At 71.8% G+C, this 20403-nt stretch carries 20 protein-coding genes and 1 tRNA gene; 12 read left to right on the top strand and 9 right to left on the bottom strand.

What is annotated here, in order from left to right:
* Positions 1 to 16: 16 nt before the first annotated feature.
* Genes ACLBWP_RS01650 through ACLBWP_RS01640 form a run of 3 tightly spaced genes read right to left on the bottom strand, consistent with a single transcriptional unit; the run spans position 17 to position 1529 of the window.
* Entirely contained in the window at positions 17 to 436 is a 420-nt protein-coding gene (locus ACLBWP_RS01650; protein WP_447653766.1) for a GNAT family N-acetyltransferase, read from the bottom strand.
* A 2-nt stretch (positions 437 to 438) separates the two neighbouring features.
* Positions 439 to 966, bottom strand: coding sequence for a hypothetical protein (locus ACLBWP_RS01645; RefSeq protein ID WP_447653765.1), 528 nt, complete (start codon positions 964 to 966; stop codon positions 439 to 441).
* A 59-nt stretch (positions 967 to 1025) separates the two neighbouring features.
* Positions 1026 to 1529, bottom strand: coding sequence for a GNAT family N-acetyltransferase (locus ACLBWP_RS01640; RefSeq protein WP_447653764.1), 504 nt, complete (start codon positions 1527 to 1529; stop codon positions 1026 to 1028).
* A 108-nt stretch (positions 1530 to 1637) separates the two neighbouring features.
* On the opposite strand from ACLBWP_RS01640, the gene ACLBWP_RS01635 reads away from it, so the two are divergent.
* The gene (locus tag ACLBWP_RS01635) at positions 1638 to 2321 is read left to right on the top strand and encodes a hypothetical protein (protein WP_447653763.1); all 684 of its coding nucleotides are present in this window, start codon (positions 1638 to 1640) and stop codon (positions 2319 to 2321) included.
* Between the two features lie 29 nt (positions 2322 to 2350).
* On the opposite strand, the gene ACLBWP_RS01630 is transcribed toward ACLBWP_RS01635, so the two are convergent.
* Positions 2351 to 2569 carry a hypothetical protein gene (locus ACLBWP_RS01630; protein ID WP_447653762.1) on the bottom strand — a complete coding sequence of 73 codons (219 nt, stop codon included), beginning with the start codon at positions 2567 to 2569 and terminating at the stop codon, positions 2351 to 2353.
* Between the two features lie 111 nt (positions 2570 to 2680).
* Here ACLBWP_RS01630 and ACLBWP_RS01625 point away from each other — a divergent pair.
* Positions 2681 to 2752: transfer RNA gene (locus ACLBWP_RS01625), tRNA-Gly, on the top strand.
* 119 nt (positions 2753 to 2871) lie between these two features.
* Here the strand turns inward: ACLBWP_RS01625 and ACLBWP_RS01620 are convergent.
* The 3 genes from ACLBWP_RS01620 to ACLBWP_RS01610 are packed head-to-tail and all read right to left on the bottom strand — an operon-like array spanning position 2872 to position 4525.
* On the bottom strand, positions 2872 to 3123 hold the full coding sequence (locus tag ACLBWP_RS01620; RefSeq protein ID WP_243563307.1) for a DUF6510 family protein: 252 nt from the start codon (positions 3121 to 3123) through the stop codon (positions 2872 to 2874).
* Positions 3123 to 3935, bottom strand: coding sequence for a ferredoxin reductase (locus ACLBWP_RS01615; protein ID WP_447653761.1), 813 nt, complete (start codon positions 3933 to 3935; stop codon positions 3123 to 3125). The genes ACLBWP_RS01620 and ACLBWP_RS01615 overlap by 1 nt, the downstream gene beginning before the upstream one ends.
* On the bottom strand, positions 3932 to 4525 hold the full coding sequence (locus ACLBWP_RS01610) for a molybdopterin-dependent oxidoreductase (protein WP_447653760.1): 594 nt from the start codon (positions 4523 to 4525) through the stop codon (positions 3932 to 3934). The genes ACLBWP_RS01615 and ACLBWP_RS01610 overlap by 4 nt, the downstream gene beginning before the upstream one ends.
* A gap of 166 nt (positions 4526 to 4691) precedes the next feature.
* Between ACLBWP_RS01610 and ACLBWP_RS01605 the strand changes: the two genes are divergently transcribed.
* The 9 genes from ACLBWP_RS01605 (at position 4692) to ACLBWP_RS01565 (ending at position 15838) form a co-directional block, all read left to right on the top strand.
* Positions 4692 to 6296, top strand: coding sequence for an ABC transporter substrate-binding protein (locus tag ACLBWP_RS01605; protein WP_447653759.1), 1605 nt, complete (start codon positions 4692 to 4694; stop codon positions 6294 to 6296).
* Entirely contained in the window at positions 6293 to 7342 is a 1050-nt protein-coding gene (locus ACLBWP_RS01600; RefSeq protein WP_447653758.1) for an ABC transporter permease, read from the top strand. The genes ACLBWP_RS01605 and ACLBWP_RS01600 overlap by 4 nt, the downstream gene beginning before the upstream one ends.
* Entirely contained in the window at positions 7339 to 8208 is an 870-nt protein-coding gene (locus ACLBWP_RS01595) for an ABC transporter permease (RefSeq protein ID WP_447653757.1), read from the top strand. The genes ACLBWP_RS01600 and ACLBWP_RS01595 overlap by 4 nt, the downstream gene beginning before the upstream one ends.
* Positions 8205 to 9986, top strand: coding sequence for a dipeptide ABC transporter ATP-binding protein (locus ACLBWP_RS01590; RefSeq protein ID WP_447653756.1), 1782 nt, complete (start codon positions 8205 to 8207; stop codon positions 9984 to 9986). The genes ACLBWP_RS01595 and ACLBWP_RS01590 overlap by 4 nt, the downstream gene beginning before the upstream one ends.
* Positions 9983 to 12028, top strand: a complete 2046-nt coding sequence (locus tag ACLBWP_RS01585) for a CocE/NonD family hydrolase (protein ID WP_447653755.1) — start codon at positions 9983 to 9985, stop codon at positions 12026 to 12028. Before ACLBWP_RS01590 ends, ACLBWP_RS01585 begins: the two co-directional genes overlap by 4 nt.
* Positions 12025 to 12693 carry a TetR family transcriptional regulator C-terminal domain-containing protein gene (locus tag ACLBWP_RS01580; protein ID WP_447653754.1) on the top strand — a complete coding sequence of 223 codons (669 nt, stop codon included), beginning with the start codon at positions 12025 to 12027 and terminating at the stop codon, positions 12691 to 12693. Before ACLBWP_RS01585 ends, ACLBWP_RS01580 begins: the two co-directional genes overlap by 4 nt.
* A gap of 10 nt (positions 12694 to 12703) precedes the next feature.
* Complete coding sequence (locus ACLBWP_RS01575) at positions 12704 to 13126, top strand: SIP domain-containing protein (protein ID WP_447653753.1); 423 nt, start codon at positions 12704 to 12706, stop codon at positions 13124 to 13126.
* An 86-nt stretch (positions 13127 to 13212) separates the two neighbouring features.
* On the top strand, positions 13213 to 14919 hold the full coding sequence (gene phoA / locus ACLBWP_RS01570) for an alkaline phosphatase (RefSeq protein WP_447653752.1): 1707 nt from the start codon (positions 13213 to 13215) through the stop codon (positions 14917 to 14919).
* Between the two features lie 124 nt (positions 14920 to 15043).
* Entirely contained in the window at positions 15044 to 15838 is a 795-nt protein-coding gene (locus tag ACLBWP_RS01565) for a CPBP family intramembrane glutamic endopeptidase (RefSeq protein WP_447653751.1), read from the top strand.
* Between the two features lie 69 nt (positions 15839 to 15907).
* Here the strand turns inward: ACLBWP_RS01565 and rfaE2 are convergent, their stop codons facing one another.
* Both rfaE2 and ACLBWP_RS01555 read right to left on the bottom strand, forming a co-directional pair.
* The gene (gene rfaE2, locus ACLBWP_RS01560) at positions 15908 to 17425 is read right to left on the bottom strand and encodes a D-glycero-beta-D-manno-heptose 1-phosphate adenylyltransferase (RefSeq protein ID WP_447653750.1); all 1518 of its coding nucleotides are present in this window, start codon (positions 17423 to 17425) and stop codon (positions 15908 to 15910) included.
* Entirely contained in the window at positions 17422 to 18897 is a 1476-nt protein-coding gene (locus ACLBWP_RS01555) for an aldehyde dehydrogenase family protein (RefSeq protein ID WP_447653749.1), read from the bottom strand. The genes rfaE2 and ACLBWP_RS01555 overlap by 4 nt, the downstream gene beginning before the upstream one ends.
* Positions 18898 to 19057: 160 nt before the next feature.
* Here ACLBWP_RS01555 and ACLBWP_RS01550 point away from each other — a divergent pair, with 160 nt between their 5' ends.
* The gene (locus tag ACLBWP_RS01550) at positions 19058 to 20155 is read left to right on the top strand and encodes a glycosyltransferase family 9 protein (protein WP_447653748.1); all 1098 of its coding nucleotides are present in this window, start codon (positions 19058 to 19060) and stop codon (positions 20153 to 20155) included.
* Positions 20156 to 20403 lie beyond the last annotated feature (248 nt).

Here is a 20403-nt window from a genome sequence, read left to right as displayed (position 1 = left end):
CGAACCGGCAGGCATCTCAGGCCAGGCGGACGAACGAGCGGAGTCCGTGGGGTCGGACGTCGTGCACCTCGACGAGACCGTGCGCCTCGTAGAAGGACCGCTGCTGTGGTTCGGCGTCCGTCATCAGGACGACCTGCCGGATGTCGGTCGCCCCGCGCAGCACCTCGTCCAGCAGTGCTCCGCCGATGCCCTGGCCCTGTTCGGCGGGCGCCACGAGGAGGTCCTGGACGTAGACGATCGTGACGCCGTCGGACACCGTGCGGACGAGCCCGACCAGCGCGCCCGTGTCGTCGCGCGCCGTGAGCACCAGGAACGAGCCGTCGACGGCACGCTCGAGCTGTCCGGGCACGTCGGTGTAGGCGGTCCAGCCGACCGCGTCGTACAGCGCGTGCAGTTCGTCCGGCAGGGGGCGTTCGGCTCGGACGTGGAATCGCATCGTCAGAGTCTGGCAGCGTCCTGCAACTGCGCCGTCGTCTCCTCGACCAGGTGGTCGACCCGTCCGCCCCACCGCTTGCCGAACGCGATGCTGTCGATCCCCAGGCACAGCCAGCATCCCGCAGTGACGACGTTCAGCACCAGTGCGCTGTCGTGGTAGAGCGCGCCGACGAAGGCGAGCAGCAGCCAGAGCCCAGCCAGCACGAGGTAGAGCCGGCCGAAGGCGACACTGCGCCGTTCGAGCCGTCGGAGGAAACGCAACCGGATCGCAGGCGAGACCAACTGCGGCTCCGGCCCGTTCCGCACCCAGCGATGCAGCGCTCGGTCGTTGCGGAACCCCCCGACGCGCCACCACATCGTCAGGATCACGGCGACGATGCCGGCGGCGATGAGTGCGGCGATCGCGACCACGGCGGCGGTCGGCGTCGTCGGGAAGTCGACGTGCACGAGCAACAACCACAGCGCGACGACCACCGCCGGCGCACCGACCGCCTGCACGGTCGCGATGGCCACGTCCCGGGATGTCCGCATGACCAGAACCTACGCCGCGCCGGAGCGCATGGACGGCCCGTCCGACCTTCGTCTCGGTGTCAGGAGACCGGCGCGCTCATCTGGACCCGCCGCCCCCAGCGGTCGATCCCGAGGCGGGCCTCGACGTCGACGAGCGACCGGTGGAACGGCGTGACCGGTTCTTCCTCCGTGAACCCCGCGGTGGCGTAGAACGGCGCGTTCCAGGGGACGTCGGCGTAGGTCCGCAGCGAGATGCGCTGGTGTCCGAGGGCACGCGCACGCTGCTTCGCCGCCTCGACGAGCGCACGTCCGTGACCCCGACGGCAGTGCTCGGGCCGGACCGACAGCTGCTCGAGGTGGCAGACGTCGTCGACCTCGATGACGTCCACGAACCCGACGACCACGCCGTCCATCGACTCGACCACGAGCACGAACCCGGCGGTTGCCAGCCGCTCGGCGCCCGGGGGAGCGGGGGACCAGGTGTCGGGCCGCAGGTGGGCGACCAGCAGGCGGTCGGCGTCGTTCTCGATCTGTTCGATGGCGTCCGCATCGCTCGGACGCGCTGGTCGGATCGTGGCGGTCACACCGTGATGGTCCGGCGCGGATCTCCCGGCGTCAAGGGCTCGGGCCGGCCGAGTGAGAGGACACGCAGGTCTCGCCGGTCGGACCAGGGTGCACCTAGTGTTGGCCGGATGGGGAATCAGAACGGATCCGGTCGGCGTCGAGGCGGACTGATCGGCATGGCCGTGGTGGGGGCGTACCTGGTGCTGCGCTTCGGCTACCTGGCGTGGCGTGAACACGAGGACGGCATGTCGACGCCCGCGGTGATCGGGACGCTCGTGCTCTACGCGGTCGGCATCTTCGTGATCGTCGAGATCGTCCTCGGGGTGCAGAACGCCGCGACCCGTCGTCGTGAAGCCGCACTGGCGCAGCAGCACCCCGGCGCGCACCTGGTGCCGATCCTGCTGCAGAAGGACGTGGCGACGGACATCCGCCGCACGGCCGCGATGTTGAACGTGTCGCTGACCGAGACGGTCCCGCGGCGCGGGCACGCCACCGCGGTCGCGGACCACAACGGCATCGGCATCTACGTCGGCGGCAGCACCCCACGACTGGTGCTCGGCATCCCCCGCGCGGCCATCCGTTCCGTGGGCGACGGCGAGACCAGCGCCGCCGGCCGGTACCGGTTCGGCAAGGTCGATGCGCTGCGGATCACGGTCGACAACGGGCAGTGGACCACGGTCGACGTGCCCGTCTACCGCACGGTGATCGGCTTCGCGAAGCACCTGCGGGACGAGGAGCTCACTGCGCAGGTCCGTGCGGTCGCGGTCGCGGCCGGTGTCCGCCAGGACGACCTGCAGAACCGGCTGAACTGACCGGCACCCCGGCACGACGACCCGTCGGGTCAGACCAGCGGCCGGAACACCCGGATCGCCGGAGCGACGCCGGCATCGTGCGTCTCGTCGGTCGCCCGCCACGTCCGGCCCTCGTGCTCGATCGTCGTCGGCAGCTCGCCACGCACGAGGATGCGGACCGCCGGCTCGTCCCCGTCCACCAGGTCCACGCCGTGCGCGTCGGGTTCGTTCGGGTTCTCGTCCGGGACTTCCTTCACGAACTCGCTCATGCTCGTGATTCAACTCGCTCGGCCCGTGGACACGCCCGGAACAGCGGGGGGTCCGTCGAACGGGACGAACACGGGTACACTCGACGCAGCACGTTCGGAAGAGCGTGCGATGCGGATGTGGCGCAGTGGTAGCGCATCACCTTGCCAAGGTGAGGGTCGCGAGTTCGAATCTCGTCATCCGCTCGGGAACAACCGGCTCCACCCGGCCCTCACGAAAGCCTCGACCTCGGTCGGGGCTTTCGTGGTTCCAGGGCACGTGCATCCAGGGACGGACCCGCCCCCGGCAGCACCGGGGACGCCGGTCAGGTCGGGGAGACCACCCGCACGCCGGGCATCCCGACCCACCGGTGCGGTCCGTTCGTCACCACGGTCACGAGCACCTCGTCGCACCCGTGACACCGCGCGACCGCCCCCATCGCCGTGCGGTACACCCGGGTCTCGCCCAGCGCGCCGACCGAACCGCACCCGCGGCACCGCATCTGCGCACGGGTGGCGTCGGGACCGAGCACCTCGGCCAGCTCCCCAGCCAGCGCGTTGCCGTCGAGGACCGTCATCAGCTTCCTCCGAACCGTTCTGCACGGACGTCACGCGTGTCGTGCCCGAGCTCGCCGAGCCAGCTGAGCACCTGCTCGACGAACGGCGTCGAGCCGCAGACGTAGACCAGCGCGCCGGCCTCGGGCGGCAGCACCGCTCCGGCCAGGGTGTCGCGCGTGAGTCGACCTGCCGGCACGGTCGAGCCCTCGGGAGCGCGACGGCTGTGCACGATGGTCAGCGCGAAGGGCGCCGTTGCGGCTCCGGCGGCGTCGAGTTCGTCGCGGAAGAAGACGTCGTCGGGCGTCCGGACGGCGTAGAGCATCCGGAACGGCTGTGGGTCGTCGACCTCGGCGTGCGCCGTGACCATGGCGAGCAGGGGCACGATGCCCGATCCACCGGCGATGAGCTGCACGGGCCGCGACGACCCGGTGGGACGCCAGACGAACCACCCGCCGAGCGGTCCGTGCACCTCGAGTGTGTCGCCGACCTCGACCGCGTCGACCAGGAACGGCGAGACCTCGCCGTCCTCGACCCGGTCGACGGCCAGCATCACCCGGGTGTCGTCGCCCGAGGACGCGATCGAGTACGAGCGGGTGGCCTGGTACCCATCCTCGGCGGTCAGCCGCAGGTCGAGGTGCTGGCCGGCGTCGTTGCCGGGCCACGTCGGCACGTCCAGCACGATCCGGCGGGCGTTCGGGGTCTCGGTGGCGACAGCGGCCACGGTGGCGTCGTGCCAGGCCGGCCGTCTGCGGGGCGGCGCCGACGAGGAGGAGTCGGCCCGGGCCTCCAGACCGGAGACGCCGGCGACGGACGCAACAGGAGGGACGGTCACCAGTACCGCTCCTCCTTCCAGGGGTCGCCGTGCATGTTGTAGCCCGCGTTCTCCCAGAAGCCCGGCTCGTCGTCGGACTGCATGACGATGCCGCGCACCCACTTGGCGCTCTTCCAGAAGTACAGGTGCGGCACGAGCAGGCGCGCGGGGCCACCGTGCTCGGGCTCGAGCGGCGCACCGTCGGCTTCGAACGCGACCCAGGCCTTGCCGTCCAGCAGCTCGTCGAGTGGCACGTTCGTCGTGTAGCCGCCGTAGCTGTGCACCATGCAGTAGTCGAGCGAGGTCTCGACCTGCTCGAAGAACGCGTCGAGCGGGACCCCGCGCCAGGGCATGTCGAGCTTGGTCCAGTGCGTGACGCAGTGGATGTCGACCGTGACGTCCTGCACGCCGAGCGCCTGCACCTGGTCCCAGGTCCACTCCGTCAGCCCGGACTCGGTCTGGATCGAGAAGCTCCACTCGGCGGGCTCGATCTCGGGCGTGGCACCGGCGGACAGGACGGGCCAGTCCCGCACGAGTGTCTGACCGGGTGGGATCCGCGCGTCGTCCTGGTCGCGTCGGCGTCCGCCGAAACCGCGTGTGAAGGTCGCCATGGCCGTGCTCCCGATCCGTCGTGTGTGGTTCGATCATGGCCCGATCCGGCCGCGGCCGCGTGTAACGGCTCTGTGAACTCTGCTCGTGGAGGCGTCACAGGATTCGCCAGGGCCGGAGAACCCCTCTATCGTTCACCGGAACGATTACCAGGAGGGGTCACCCCGAATGCAGCACGTCGTCCGTCCACCCGAAGACCACCATCGCGGTCCCAGCCGTCGCACCCTGCTGACCGGAGCCGCCGGGCTCGCCGGTCTCGGCCTGCTCACCCTGACCGGCTGCAGCTCCGGGGCCAGCGCCGGCACGTCCGAGTTGCCCGAACAGGCGGCGACCGGCACCGCCCGCCGCGGTGGCCGGCTGCGCATCGCCCGTCCGGCCGCGTCCGCCGCCGAGACGCTCGACTCCGCCAGCTCGCTGTCCGCGTACGAGTACCTCGGCGCGCTGTACAACCGGCTCGTCAAGCTCGACGAGTCCGGCACGACGGTGCCCGACCTGGCGAAGGAGTGGTCCGCCAACGCCGACGGCACCGTGTGGACGTTCCACCTGCGCCAGGACGTCCGGTTCCACGACGGCTCCCGCTTCGGAGCCGATGACGCGATCGCCAGCATCCAGCACATCCTCGACGAGGCGACCGGTTCACCGCAGGCCGGCGTGCTCGGCGAGGTGATGACGGCGAAGTCAATGCGCGCGGTCGACCGGTACACCCTGCGCTTCGACCTCACGAAGCCGAACGCCGAGTTCCCGTCGCTGCTGACGGCGTACCAGTGCTACATCGTCCCGGCGTCCGCGATCAGCACGATCGGCCGGACCGGGATCGGCACGGGCCCGTTCCGGCTGTCGTCGTTCACCCCCGCCGGTGCGGGCAGCGTCGAGGCGTTCGATGACCACTTCGCCGGACGTCCCGCGCTCGACGGCATCGACTTCTTCTCGATCCAGGACACCACCGCGCGGGTGAACGCCCTGCTCGCCGGGCAGGTCGACCTGATCTCGCAGACCAACCTGGACTTCGCGACCGCACGGGTCGTCGCCGCGTCCGACCGCGCCACCGTTGCCCGCTCGGTGAACGCGCAGTGGTACACGATCCCGATGCTCGCGACCAGCAAGGAGTTCAGCGACGTCCGGGTCCGGCAGGCCATGAAGCTGGCGTACGACCCGAAGTCCATCGTGCAGACCGCGTTGCAGGGCACCGGTTCGCCCGGCTGGGACAACCCGGTGCCGCCGCAGCTCGCCGCCTTCGTCGACGTCCCGCGCGAGCACGACCCGGACAAGGCGAAGCGCCTGCTGCAGCAGGCCGGACGGGAGGGCCTGGCCACCTCGATCTACACGTCCAGTTACGAGTCGGTCTTCACCCCGCTCGCGGTCGCGTACCGCGACCAGGTCGCCGAAGCGGGCATCGACCTGACCATCAAGAACGCGTCGTCGGACTCGTACTACACGCAGATCTGGATGCAGAAGCCGCTGATGGTGAGCTACTGGTTCACCGGTCGGCCGATCGACCAGCTGCTCAACCAGATCTTCCGCACCGGCTCGTCCTACAACGAGAGCGCGTGGTCCGACAAGGGCTTCGACACCATGCTCGACCAGGCCCGCGCCGAGATGGACGACGCCAAGCGCCGGACGCTCTACCAGGATGCCCAGCGCCTGGTCGTCGAGAGCGGCGCGGACATGACGCCGATGTTCGGGGACCGCCTGGTCGGGCTGTCCCGCGACGTCGTCAACTACGCCGAGTTCGGCTTCGAGTTCGACTACCTTCGGATCGGACTGCGCCGATGAACGTCCTGCTCCCCGTCCTACGCCGCGTGGGGATCGCCCTGCTGACGGTGGTCCTCGCCTCGTTGTTCGTGTTCCTCGCCGTGCAGGCGCTGCCCGGGGACGTCGCCCAGCAGCTGCTCGGGCAGAACGCCACCCCCGACGCCGTCGCCCAGCTGCGGAAGACCCTCGGCCTCGACCAGAACGTGTGGCTCCGCTACGGCCAGTGGCTCGTCGGCGCTGCCCACGGCGACTTCGGCACCTCGCTGGTGAGCGGGAACCCGGTTGCACCGACCCTGTTCACCGCCTTCCGCAACAGCATGCTGATCGCTGTCCCCGCGATGCTGGTCGGTGTCACGCTGTCGCTGACCCTCGGCGTCATCGCCGGTGTGCGCCGCGGTCGTCCGGCCGACCGGGTCATCTCGATCGTCAGCCTGGTCGTGATGAGCGTGCCGGAGTTCATGGTCGCAACCGTCCTGGTGCTGCTCTTCGCGATCGGCATCCCGCTGTTCCCGGCCGTCGTGCTGCGCGGCAGCGACGCCACGGTCGGCGAGCTCCTGCCGTCGATCTGGTTGCCGATCATCGTGCTGACCCTGGCGATGGCCGCGTACATCGTGCGGACCGCCCGGTCGTCCACGATCGACGTGATGGCGTCCGAGTTCGTCACGACGGCCGAGCTCAAGGGCCTGACGCTCCGCCGCGTGGTGTGGAAGCACGCGGTGCCGAGCGCACTGCTGCCGACGCTCAACGTCGTCGCGCTCAACGTCGCGTGGCTGCTCGGCGGCGTGGTCGTCGTCGAGAACGTCTTCAACTACCCGGGCATGGGCAAGCTCATGCTCGAGTCCGTGTTCAACCGCGACCTGCCGACCATCGAGGCGATCGCCCTCCTGAGCGCCGTCGTGTACGTCGTCTGCAACCTCGCCGCCGACCTGGTGGCGCTCGCGCTCGACCCCCGACTGCGCACCCGGCAGCGACGCACCCGGGTCCGCCCCGCAGCGCGTCGAGCCCGTGCGCGCGGGGACGCCACCACCCGCGCGGCCCGTCGCGCGGACGAAGGGACGGCAGCATGACCGCCATCGCCCCCCGCCTGGGACGCATCACCACCCCGCTGCGGTCATCGACGGCACTGTCCGTCGGCCTCGGCCTGATCGCCCTGCACCTGGTGCTCGCGATCGCCGCGCCGCTCATCGCCGGACACGACCCGGTGGCCACCGACTCGGGCAACGTGCTCGCCGGACCCGAGTGGTCGCACTGGCTCGGCACCGACCAGTACGGCCGCGACATCCTGTCCCGCACGCTCAACGGCGGCCGGTACGCGCTGCTGGTGACCTTCCTGGCGACGACGATCGCCGTCGCGGTCGGCACGGTGCTCGGCGCGGTCACCGCGTACGCCGACAACTGGTTCGACGAGGTCGTGATGCGGGTCGTCGACGCGCTGCTGAGCGTGCCGTCGATCCTGGCGCTGCTGGTGGTCGTGACGGTCTTCGACGCCGGGCTCTGGGTCATCGTGCTCGCGGTCACGGTCGTCTACGCACCCGCTGTCACCCGGGTGGTGCGCGGCGCCGCCCGGACCGTCATCACGCAGGACTACGTCACGGCAGCACGGGCCCGGGGTGAGAAGCCGCTGTCGATCGTGTTCCGCGAGATCCTGCCGAACGTGCTCGACGTCGTGCTGGTCGAGTACGCCATGCGGGCGTCGTGGATCGTGCTGCTCGTGGCATCGCTGTCGTTCCTGGGCTTCGGCGCGAACCCGCCCACACCCGACTGGGGCCTGATGGTGCAGGAGAACCGCACCGCCCTGACCGTCGTGCCGCTCGGCACGCTGGCGCCGATCGTGGCGCTCGCGACGCTGGTGGTCGGCCTGAACCTCGCCGCGGACGGGCTGAGCAAGTCGCTCGGCGTCGACCGTGCCACGCAGGGAGCGACGAGCGCATGACCGCCACCCACACGAACACGCACAGCCAGGTCGTGACGGACGCCCCGCCCGTCCAGGTGCAGGACCTCGCGATCTCGTACGCCGCCGGCCGGACCGAGGTCCCGGTCGTCCGCGGCGTCTCGTTCGCGATCGCCGCCGGTCGGACCCTCGGGCTCGTCGGCGAGTCCGGCAGCGGCAAGTCCACGGTCGCGCGGACCCTGCTGGCGCACCTGCGCACCGGTTCCCGCATCGTCGCCGGCACGGTCACCGTCGCAGGGCAGGACGTCTTCGCGCTGTCCCCGTCCGCCACCCGGCGCCTGCGGGGCGGCACCGCATCGGTCGTCGCGCAGAACGCCGGACAGGCCCTGACACCGTCGATGCGCGTCGGCGAGCAGATCCGCGAGGCCCTCCGCGCCCACGGCGAACCCGACGGGCCCGAGCGGGTCGCCGAACTCGTCCGGATGGTCCGGCTGCCCGACCCGGACACGATCGTCCGGCGCTGGCCGCACCAGCTGTCCGGCGGACAGCAGCAGCGCGTCGCGATCGCGATGGCCGTCGCCGCACGCCCGAGCGTCCTGGTGCTCGACGAGCCGACCACCGCGCTCGACGTCGTCACCCAGGCGGCCGTGCTCGACCTGGTCGCCGACCTGGGGCGCGAACTCGGCATGGCGGTCCTGCTGGTCAGCCACGACCTGGGCGTCGTCTCGGCGATGGCCGACGAGATCGCCGTGATGCGTCGCGGCGAGGTCGTCGAACACCGGCCGACCGCAGCGCTGTTCGCCGACCCGCAGCACGAGTACACGCGGGCACTGCTGGCCGCGGTACCGGACGGCACCCGGTCCGGAGGCGCGGGCCACCGCCGTCACGACGCGACCGTCCCCGAGACGGTCACCGACGCACCCGCCGCAGCCGGTCCTCCCGTCCGGCACGGCCGCCCCGTGGTCGACGCGCGCGACCTGGTCATCCGGTACGGACGCGGCCTGCCGGCCGCGGTCGACGGCGTGTCGTTCACGATCGCTCCGCGGGAGACGCTCGCCGTCGTCGGCGAGTCCGGCAGCGGCAAGTCGACGCTCGCGACCGCACTGGCCGGGCTCGTACCGGCCGAGTCGGGCACGTTCACCTACGACGACGGGACCACATCGGGCGACCTGCGCGTCCCGGTCGCGGCCCGCAGCCCGGAGCTGCGTCGCGCGGTGCAGCTCGTGTTCCAGAACGCGGACACCTCGCTCAACCCCCGGCGCACGGTCGGTGCTGCCGTAGCACGACCGCTCCGGCTGTTCACCGGCTCGACGTCACGCGCCCGGGTGGACGAACTGCTCACCAAGGTCGGCCTCGGACCGGAGTTCGCCGACCGGCTGCCGGCGCAGCTGTCGGGCGGACAGCGACAGCGCGTCGGGATCGCCCGGGCGCTGGCGGCCGGGCCGCGCCTCGTGATCGCGGACGAGATCACCACGGCGCTCGACGTGCAGGTGCAGGCCGGGATCCTGGCGTTGCTCGCCGACCTGCAGCGTGACGACGGACTCAGCTGTCTGTTCATCAGCCACGACCTCGCCGTCGTGCGCGGCGTGGCCGACCGGGTCGCGGTGATGACCGGCGGGCAGATCATCGAGGTCGGCCCGACCGAACGCGTGTTCAGCGGCCCGAACCACCCGTACACGCGGACGCTGCTGGCGGCGACGCTCGAACCCGGGATCACCGAGCTGCCGGACGTCGACGACGGTGTCCAGCACTGGCGGCACGCCGACGGGTGGACCGACCAGGGGAACGGCCACCACGTCAGGAACTGGGAGGACGCATGACCACGACGTTCACCGGGATCGGTGTGCCGGACGGGCTGCCCGACGGCGTGACGGTCCGCGACACGTGGATCCCGATGGCCGACGGCGTCCGGCTGCACACCCGGATCTGGGCGCCCGTGTCGGCATCGCCGGACGCTCCGGTGCCGGTGCTGCTGGAGTACCTGCCGTACCGGCTGGACGACTGGACCGCGCCGCGCGACTCGGAGCGGCACCCCTGGTACGCCGCCAACGGGTACGCGTCGGTGCGCGTCGACATCCGCGGGACGGGCTCGTCCGACGGGGTCTTCGACGACGAGTACAGCGAACAGGAGCTCCGCGACGGCGAGGCCGTGATCGCCTGGCTCGCCGCGCAGCCATGGTCCAGCGGTGCCGTCGGCATGTTCGGCATCTCGTGGGGCGGGTTCAACGCGCTGCAGCTCGCCGCCCGCGCCCCGGACGCCCTCAGGGCGATCGTCACCGTGTGCTCGACGGACGACCGCTACGACAACGACGTGCACTACATGGGCGGCGCGGTGCTCGGCATCGACATGGCCGCCTGGGGCGCGACGATGTTCGCGTTCAACTCCCGGCCGCCCCGACCCGAGGTCGTGGGTCCCGGTTGGGTCGAGCGCTGGCGCGAGCGGCTCGACGCGAACCGGCCGATGACGCCGGTGTGGTTGTCGCACCAGACGCGCGACGACTACTGGCGGCACGGCAGCGCGACCGAGGACATCGGCGACGTGCGTGCGGCGGTGCTCGCCGTCGGCGGGTGGGCCGACCCGTACCGCGACGCGGTGCTCCGACTCGTGCGCGACGTCGAGGCGCCCGTGCGCGGCATCATCGGGCCGTGGTCGCACCAGTACCCGGACCGCGGCCTGGCTCCCGGCCCCGCGATCGGCTTCCTGCAGGAGACCCTGCGCTGGTGGGACCGCTGGCTGCGCGGCACCGACACCGGGGTCGAGCAGGACCCGGCGCTGCGGGCATGGATCAACGACCCCGAGCCGCCCGCGTCGTACTACGCCGAACGCACTGGCCGGTGGGTCGGCGCGACGTCGTGGCCGTCGACCTCGAGCGCGCCGCGGGTGCTGTCCCTCGACGCCCTGCGCGGCGGCCGGGACGGCAGCGTCGTCGTCGCCTCGCCGCAGGAGACCGGCATCGACGGCGGACGGTTCTTCCCGTTCGGCAACGCGACCGACCTGCCGCCGGACCAGCGCGCCGAGGACGGACGGTCGGTGTGCTTCGACCTGCCGGTCGACACCGACTTCGACCTGCTGGGGAACGTCGACGTCGCGCTGGCCGTCACGAGCGACCAGCCGCGGGCGACCGTCACCGTGCGGCTGTGCGACGTCGCGCCCGACGGCAGCTCGACGCTCGTCACGCGCGGTGTGCTGAACGCCGCGCGACGACAGGGCATGGACCGTGACGACCCGCTCTCGCCCGGGGACCCCGCGGTGCTGCCCGTCCGGCTCGTCTCGACCGGGCACCGCTTCGTCGCGGGCCACCGCCTGCGCATCGCCGTGTCGACCGCGTACTGGCCGTGGGTGTGGCCGCACGGCACCGCCGCCAGCCTGGTGGTCGACCCCGCGGCGAGCACCCTCACACTGCCGGTCTGGACGGGTGGCGCCGACGACGGGATCGCGTTCGCCGAACCGGAACGGTCGACCCCGCTCGCGATCACCCGGGTGGCACCGACCGATCCGCTGCCGCAGCGCACGGTCACGCACGACGTCGAGACGGGGGAGTGGACGCTCGACGTCGACCCCGGCTACGGCGGCGGCCGCGTGTACCCGGACGGGCTGGTCTTCGACGAGGACGCCCGCGAGACGTACCGCATCCGGTCGGGCGACCCGACCTCGGCGCAGGCGGACTCCCGGTGGCGGATCGGCCTGACGCACGACGCTTGGGCCGCGCGTCTGGAGACGTCGTCCTCGGTCACCGCGACCGCCGACGCCTTCCACGTCGTGAACACCGTGCGCGCGTTCGCCCGGGACGGCATCGGCGCTGCCGAGCAGCTGGTCGCCGAGCACACCTTCCACGACGACGTGCCGCGGACCTCGGCGTGAGCGACACCGCAGCGGCGGCAGCCGGTCGCCCGGAGACGCCGCGCACCCGGCAGCGACCCGAGGTGCGGCGCGCGATGATCGTCCGCGCCGCACGCTCGGTGATCGTCCGGAACGGTCTCGGTGCGACGGGTCTGCGGGACATCGCGGCCGAGGCCGGCGTGTCCGTCGGCACCGTCACGTACCACTTCGCCAGCGTCGCCGAGATCCTCAACGAGGTCGTCGTGCTCGAGACGGAGCGCTTCTACGGTGCGATCGTCGAAGCCGTCGACTTGGAACCCGATGCCGTCCGGGCGCTCGGCATGCTCGTCGAGCCGCTGTTCGACGACAGTGAACAGGTCCGCCAGCACTGGCGCATCTGGTCGGACTACTGGACGGCGGTCGCACGTCGGCCCGAGGTCGCGGAGGAGTACGCCGAGCGCATCCGCGTGTGGGAGGCCTGCCTGGTCCGGGTCATCCGCCGAGGGGTCGCCGACGGCACGTTCCACCGGGGTCCCGACGGCATCGACCCGTCGGCGGTCGCGCTCAAGACCGCGGCCTACAGCGACGGCGTGGCGACCCAGATCGCGCAGAACGCGCCGGGCCTGACGAACGCGGTGGCACTGACGTGGATGTGGGAGTTCCTGACCCTCCAACTCGGGCTTGTCCGCACATCAGGAGGGGCCTAGCGTGGACAGCATGGCGATGACGGGCGACCAGCCCACCGAACGGGTCATGCTCGCCGGCGCCGTCGAGGACCTGACCGAGATCCACCGCCGACTGGCCGCACTGCCGGAGACCGCCTACGGGCAGGTCTTCGTCGAGGTCGCCCTCGCCGAACAGGTCCGCATCCTGCCCGCCCCGCCGCGCGTCACCGTGTCGTGGCTGATCCGCACCGAGCGCCCGTCGGTCGTCGCGCCGCTGTGCTTCGCCGACCACGGCGAGGCCCTGGCACGCGCCGTGATCGGCTGGGCCACCGAGTGGTGCCGTCCCGACTGCGAGCCGCCCACGAGCGTGTGGATCGGCTGCTCGGACAGCGTCTGGATCGACCAGGCCCGTGCCGCGGTGCAGCTCGAGCTCTCCGACGCCGGCGCACAGGTCCAGGTCGAGTTCGGCGAGTAGCCGAGCCGTTCACGGACCGGACGTCTCCGGTTCACCTCGCTGTACCTCCGTACAGCCATCCTCGGATGGCACCCGAACGGGGGCACATGACGAGGGGAACCGACATGGAACAGCACCACTCGAAGCGGCGCCGGACCGCACTGACGCTGGGCGCCGTGCTCATCGCCGGTGCACTCGCACTGCCCGGCACCGCCGAGGCCGTCGGCCAGCTGGCCCTGAACCAGCACGGTGGCGCTCAGCGTGCCGCGGGCGACCAGACCCAGGCCGTGCGCCAGGCGATCAAGAACGCGAACGCGAAGAACGTCATCCTGCTCATCGGCGACGGGATGGGCGACTCCGAGATCACGGTCGCCCGCAACTACCAGTACGGCGCGGCCGGTCGACTGCCCGGGCTCGACGCGCTGCCGCTGACGGGCTCGTACACGACGTACTCGCTGGTCAAGGACGGCGCCGACAAGGGCAAGCCCGACTACGTCACCGACTCCGCCGCCTCGGGCAGCGCCTGGGCGACGGGCACGAAGACCTACGACGGCGCCATCTCCGTCGACATCGACAACACCCCGCAGAAGACGCTCGTCGAGCTCGCGAAGGCGAACGGCCTGCGCACCGGCAACGTGTCGACGGCGGAGATCCAGGACGCCACCCCGGCCGTCCAGGTCGCCCACGTCGGCGCCCGCAGCTGCTACGGCCCCGACACCGCGTCGTGCGGCACCGACGCGCTGCAGAACGGCGGCCTCGGCTCGATCAGCGAGCAGCTGCTGAACACCCGCCCCGACCTGACCCTGGGCGGCGGCTCGACCAGCTTCACCCAGACCGCCAAGGCCGGGCAGTACCAGGGCAAGACCCTGTTCGACCAGGCATCGGCGCGCGGGTACCAGGTCGTCGGCGACGCAGCCGGTCTGGCCGGCGTCCGCCGTGCGGACCAGCAGCACCCCGTCCTCGGGCTGTTCACGCCGGGCAACTTCCCGACGCGCTACGCACCCACGACCGCCACCGTCGGCGGCGCGGACCAGGCAGCGGTCCGGTGCACCCCGAACCCGGCACGGCTCGACACCGGGCTGTCGCTCGCATCGCTGACGAACAAGTCGATCGGCCTGCTCAACCGCCCGCAGTCGAACGGCAAGGGCTTCTTCCTGCAGGTCGAGGGCGCGAGCATCGACAAGCAGGACCACGCCGCGGATGCCTGCGGCCAGATCGGCGAGACGATCGACTTCGACGAGGCCGTGCAGTCGGCACTCGCCTTCGCCAAGAAGGACGGCAACACCCTGGTCATCGCGACCGCCGACCACGCGCACTCCAGCCAGATCGTCGACAACACGCCGCCGACCTCGCTGTCGACGGCACTCGTCACCGCTGACGGCACCACGATGAAGGTCTCGTACGGCACGGCCGGCGCGGGTTCCTCGCAGCAGCACACGGGCACGCAGGTCCGCATCGCCGCCTTCGGTCCCGGTGCCGCGAACGTCGTCGGGCTGACCGACCAGACCGACACCTTCTTCACGGTGTCCGACTCGTTGCGCCTGAACGACGATCTGGCAGCGCTGAGCCGCGGTGCCCGGATCGACCTGTCCGTCGGCGCACCGCGTCCGAACCAGCGCGTGACCCTGACCGGCAGCCGCTTCAACGGCGACCGGCAGGTGCGCGTGCGGATCGGCTCGACCGACCTGGGAACCGTCGACGTGATCGACGGCACCGCTGCCGTGCAGTGGAGGGGCGTCGCCGGCAACCAGACGGTCACCTTCACCGGGGTGCAGTCCGGCAAGCAGGCGGCGACGCAGGTCCGCGTGCGCTGACACGCGACCACACGCGGACGGGAGGCTCGGTGCCGGCTGGCACCGAGCCTCCCGTTCGTCATGGGTCCCGCCCCGATCACTGTAGATGTAGAATATCACCTTCTGATCTGACCGGAAGGCCTCCATGTACACCCACACCCGCACGCCGCGACTCTGGATCGCTGTCACCGTCACGGCCGTGGTGGTGGTCCTCGTCTACCTGATGCAGTGGCTGATCGCGCCGCCGGGCGGGACCGCCAACTACTCGTTCCAGACCGCCGCCGGCGTGCTGCACTTCGGCGTCCTGCCCGAGGCGATCCCGCTGGTCGTGCTGCTCGCCGCGGTCGTCGCCCTGCCGTGGCGCCGTGACACCCTGTTCGAGGCCGACACACCTCGCCGGTCGTGGTGGCTGGTCGTGCCGGTGCTGCTGTTCGTGCTGATCTGGGTGAAGTACCCGTTCACGGACATCGCACTCGACGTTCCGGGCCTGGCGTCGTTGGCACTCTGGGCGCTGTGCATCGGCCTGCTCGAGGAGCTGCTGATCCGCGGGGTGCTGCTGACCGGTCTCCGGGTGCACGTGTCCGAACTCGTCGCCTACGGGGTGTCGACCCTGGCGTTCGCGGTGATCCACGCCGGCAACGTGTTCAACGGGCAGGAGATCGGCGACACCATCGGACAGATCGTCCTGTCGGTCGGGATGGGCAGCGTGCTGTACGTGTCACGTCGGGTGACCGGGACCCTCGCGGTGCCCGTGGTGCTGCACGCGATGTGGGACTTCTCGGTGTTCAGCCTGCCCGACGACTTCGATGGCACCGGGCCCGCCGGGATCCTGCTCCTCGCAACGGTCGCACTCGCCGTGGTAGGTGGGATCCCCGCCGCGATCGTCGTGGCACGTCGTCGCGGCAACCCGCTCCGTGCTGCGTCGTCACACGTCGTCTGAGCATCCACGGAGCAGAAGACGTCGGTTTGATGCGCGCGGCCCGACGTCTTCTGCACCCTCGAGCGGCCGTCAGTCGACATCGCCGCGCGAGGTCTCGCGGATGCGGCGGACGACCGCGCTGGTGGAGTGCTCGGGGACGTAGTCGACCATGACGACCTCGCCGCCGTAGGCCCGGACGACCGCGGTCTCGCTGAGCATCTCGGGGGAGTAGTCGCCGCCCTTGACGTACACGTCGGGGCGCACCCGTTCGAGCAGCGGGATGGGGGTGTCCGTCGCGAAGACCGTGACCAGGTCGACGCACGCCAGCGCCGCCAGCACTCCGGCGCGGTCCTCGGCGGTGTTGATCGGGCGCTCCGGGCCCTTCAGCCGGCGGACGGAGTCGTCGTCGTTCAGGGCGACGACGAGCAGGTCACCGAGTTCCTTCGCCTGCCGCAGGTACGAGGTGTGGCCGCGGTGCACCACGTCGAAGCACCCGTTCGTGAAGACCACACGACGCCCCTCGCGGTGTGCGGCGTCGACAGCTGCGGCCAGGTCGTCATGGTCGACGACCGTCTCCGCCGGAGCCTCGACCGACCGGAGCAGCGATGCGGTGTCGCACGTCGAGGTGCCGGCCTCGCGGACCACGACGTCGGCAGCGGCCTGCGCGAACTGCACGGCCTCGCGCGGGGTCGAGCCGACGGCCAGGGCGACGCTGGCTGCGGCACAGAACGTGTCGCCGGCGCCGGAGGCCTGTTGCTCGGAGGCCGGGGTCGCGCGGGTGCGGAAGCCGCGGTGATCGTCAGGTCCGTCTGGCCGCGCGTCGTCGCGTCCGACGCTCGCCTCGAGCAGGATCGTGCCGTTCCGGTCCAGCGTGACGACGGCAGCCCGGGCACCGGTGACGCGGAAGAGCGTCGCACGCTGCGCGACCACGGCGTCAGCCCGGTCAGCACCGATGCCAAGGTCGACACCGAGCACCGCGGCGGCCTCGCCGGCGTTCGGCGTCACGAGGTCGGGGTGCAGATCGTGCCACCCGCGCAGGTCGTGCGCGTCGACGACGACCACGTCGGGACGGTCCCGGTCGAGCACGGAGAGCACGGACTCCGGCGTCACGCCGAGCCCGTAGTCGCACACGACGGCGGCGTCCGCCCCGCGGAGCGCACGCGCCACGGCTGCTGCGAGCTGATCGGTTTGGCCGGCTGTCGGGAATCCGGCCAGGTCGTCCACGCGGACGACGACCCGGTCCCCGCCGACGATGCGCGACTTCGTGGTCGTCGTGGCTCCGGACACGGCGATCAGGGACGTGGTGTCGACACCGGCCGCGGCAAGACGGTCACGGAGGACGGCACCGGCCTCGTCGTCCCCGATCAGTCCGACCATGCGGACGCGGGCACCGAGCGCGCGGGCGTTGACGGCGGTGTTGGCGGCGCCGCCCGGCACCGCGATGGTCTCGGTGACGCGGACGACCGGAGCGGGCGCCTCGCGTGAGACGCGCTCGGCCTCGCCGATGGTCCAGCGGTCCAGGATCGGGTCGCCGATCACGACGACGAGTGGCTCGCGGTCATCGATGCGCGCGACGACGTCGCGGACAAGGCGGACGTCGGCGGTCATCGGTCGAACCCCTCCGCGGCAGCGGTACAGGGTGCGTCGACGGTGTCGGGTGCGTCGATGGTATCGGCGTCGCGCGTCGTCGCTCGGGCGGTCGCCGCCTCGAGGTGCACCACGGTCGTCGTCGTCATCTCGTCCAGCAGGTGGGGGCCGTAGCCGAACCCGGCGCCGGACGCTCCACGCGGTTCGGCGCTGCCACCGGGTGCTCCACCGAACACCGCGTTCACCTTGACGGTGCCGACGGGCAGTGTCGCCGCCGCCCGCAGCGCCGCACCGGTGTCGTTCGTCAGCACGGTGGCGGCCAGACCGTAGTGGTCGGCGGCAGCCAGGCGGAGGCCCTCGTCGAAGGAGTCGACCACGCGCACGGGGGCGATCGGTCCGAAGGTCTCCTCGGTGAGCGCGAGGGCGTCGTCCGACACGTCGGTGAGGACCGTCGCCGGGTACGCCGTGCCGCTGCCCTCGGGGACGACGCCGCCGGTGCGGATCGACGCTCCTCGGGCGACGGCGTCGTCGACGTGCTGCTGCACCGTCGTCCGCAGACGCTCGTCCACCAGGGGGCCGTACTCCGTCGCGGGCGACGCGGTGCGCCGGTCCGCTTCGGCCACGAGCGCCGTGACGAACTCCTGGGCGATGGCTCGGTGCACGTAGACGCGCTCCACACTGGTGCAGATCTGGCCGGTGTTCGCGAACGCACCGAGCGCGGCCTGACCGGCGGCCCACACCGGGTCGACGTCGGCGTCGATGACGATCGCGTCGTTGCCGCCGTTCTCGCGGATCACGTGCGCGCGGGTGCTCGTCGCGACCGCAGCGAGCCGGTCGCCCGTCGCCGTCGAGCCGACGTGCGCGTAGACCGCGATGCCGTCCTCGGCCAGCAGCGCTTCGCCCGTGGTGGCGTCGCCGTCGACCCCCACCAACACGCCGTCGGGCAGGACCTCGGCCAGCAGCTCGTTCAGGCGGGCGATGGTCGCAGGGCACCGCTCACTGCCCTTGTGCACGACCGTGTTGCCCGTCACGACGGCGGCACCGAGGATGCCGAGCGCGACGGCCACCGGGTCGTTCCACGGCGTGAGCGCCAGGACGACGCCGCGCGGGTGCGGGATCGTCCAGTCGGCAGCACCGTGCTGCCCGCGCAGGGCCTCGCCACGGTGCAGCGGACCGAGCTCGGCGTCCTGCAGGAGCGTGCCGATGCCGGCCTCCACACCACCCAGCGCGTCGCCCGGGATCTTGCCGGTCTCGAGGGTGTTCAGTGCGGCGAGCTCGTCCGCGTGCGCACGCAGGTGCTCCGCGGCGGTGCGGAGGAGTGCCCCGCGGTCGGCCGGGGCGGTTCGCGACCAGGTCGGGAACGCGGCACGAGCGCGGCTGACGGCGTCATGGACCTGTTCGGGAGTCGCGACCGCCGTGGTCGAAGCGACCTCGCCGTTGACCGGGTCCAGGACGACGATCTCGGTGGTCGAGGTGGGGGCTTCGAGCGTCATGTGGGTCCTTCCGGGACGACGGTCGGGAGGGGGAGGTCCGACGGTGCTCCTCGGTCCCTGGGCGGGGGCACGGGCTCCGCGTTCCGCGGCGCACGAGCGTGCTCCCGGGTGCGCGTCGGTAGACAGGAGCGACGGCAGGACGAGGGAGACGACGGGCGTGATGCAGATCGGACAGGGCGGCGAACGGTTCGAGGGGGTCCGCGAGATCGCGGTGCTCCGGGGCGGCGGGCTCGGTGACCTGATGTTCGCGATGCCGGCGATCGAGGCCCTCGCGGCGGCGTACCCCGACGCACGGCTGACCCTGCTCGGTACGCCGGCGGCGAAGGCCCTGCTCGCCGGCCGGACGGACGCCATCCACGCGGTCGAGGAGCTGCCCGTGCACCCCGGCGTCCGTGACTCGGGCGCTGACGCCCCGACCCTCGCCGACTTCGAACACCGGCTGCGGGGTCGCTTCGACCTGGCGGTCCAGCTGCACGGCGGCGGCCGCAACTCGAACCCGTTCCTGCTGCGGCTCCAGGCACCGCACACCGTCGGCACCGCGACCGAGGACGCCGAGGTCCTGGAACGCTGGGTCCGCTACGTCTACTACCAACACGAGGTGCTGCGCGGGCTCGAGGTCGCCGCGTTGGCCGGTGCCGAGCCCGTGACGCTCGACCCGCGGATCACCGTCATGGACGACGAGCGTGCAGCGGTCCGCACACGGCTCGGCGTCAGCGGGACGCTGATCGCCATGCACCCCGGCGCGACCGACCCTCGACGCCGCTGGAGTCCGGACCGGTTCGCCGCCGTCGCGGTCGCCCGTCTGGCAGCGGGGGACGACGTGGTGCTGGTCGGGGACGCCTCCGACCGTCCGGCAGCCGACGCGATCGTGGCCGCGGTGCGGAAGCAGGAGACCGGTGGCACGGCGGAGCGTCTGCACGACCTGGTCGGCACGCTGCCGCTGTCGGAGCTGCCCGCGGTGCTCGGCGCGGCGGACGTGATGGTCGGCGACGACTCCGGCCCGCGGCACCTGGCGGTCGCGGTCGGCACCCGCACGGTCGGCGTGTTCTGGTTCGGCAACGTCGTCAACGCCGGGCCGATGGACCGCGGCCGACACCGCGTGCACATGTCCTTCGTGACCCGCTGCCCGGTGTGCGGGATCGATGTCACCCAGGTCGGCTGGACCGCCGAGCGGTGCGAGCACGACCCGTCCTACGTCGATCAGGTCACGCCAGAGCAGGTGCTCGCCGACGTCGAGGACCTGCTCCGCACGCGCTGACCGGTCACGACACCCCGCCGCCGACCCGCCGACAGGTCACGAACCGTCGTTCATGCATCCGGCGCAGGTGTCCCGACCGGTCAGGACACCCCGCCGCCGATCCGGCGACCGGTCACGAATCGTCGACCGACCGGGCTCTGAGCGACGATCCTCGACCAGTCGGCAGAACTGAGCGGGGAGTCGTGACCAATCGCGATGCGCGGGAGGGGGCGGCGCCGGGCGCGCGACGCACGCGGCCGGGCCCCGCG

The organism is Microbacterium sp. M1A1_1b, from assembly GCF_053345565.1.
The sequence above is the reverse complement of the archived record's forward strand: the minus strand, read 5'-3'. Positions and strand labels throughout refer to the sequence as shown.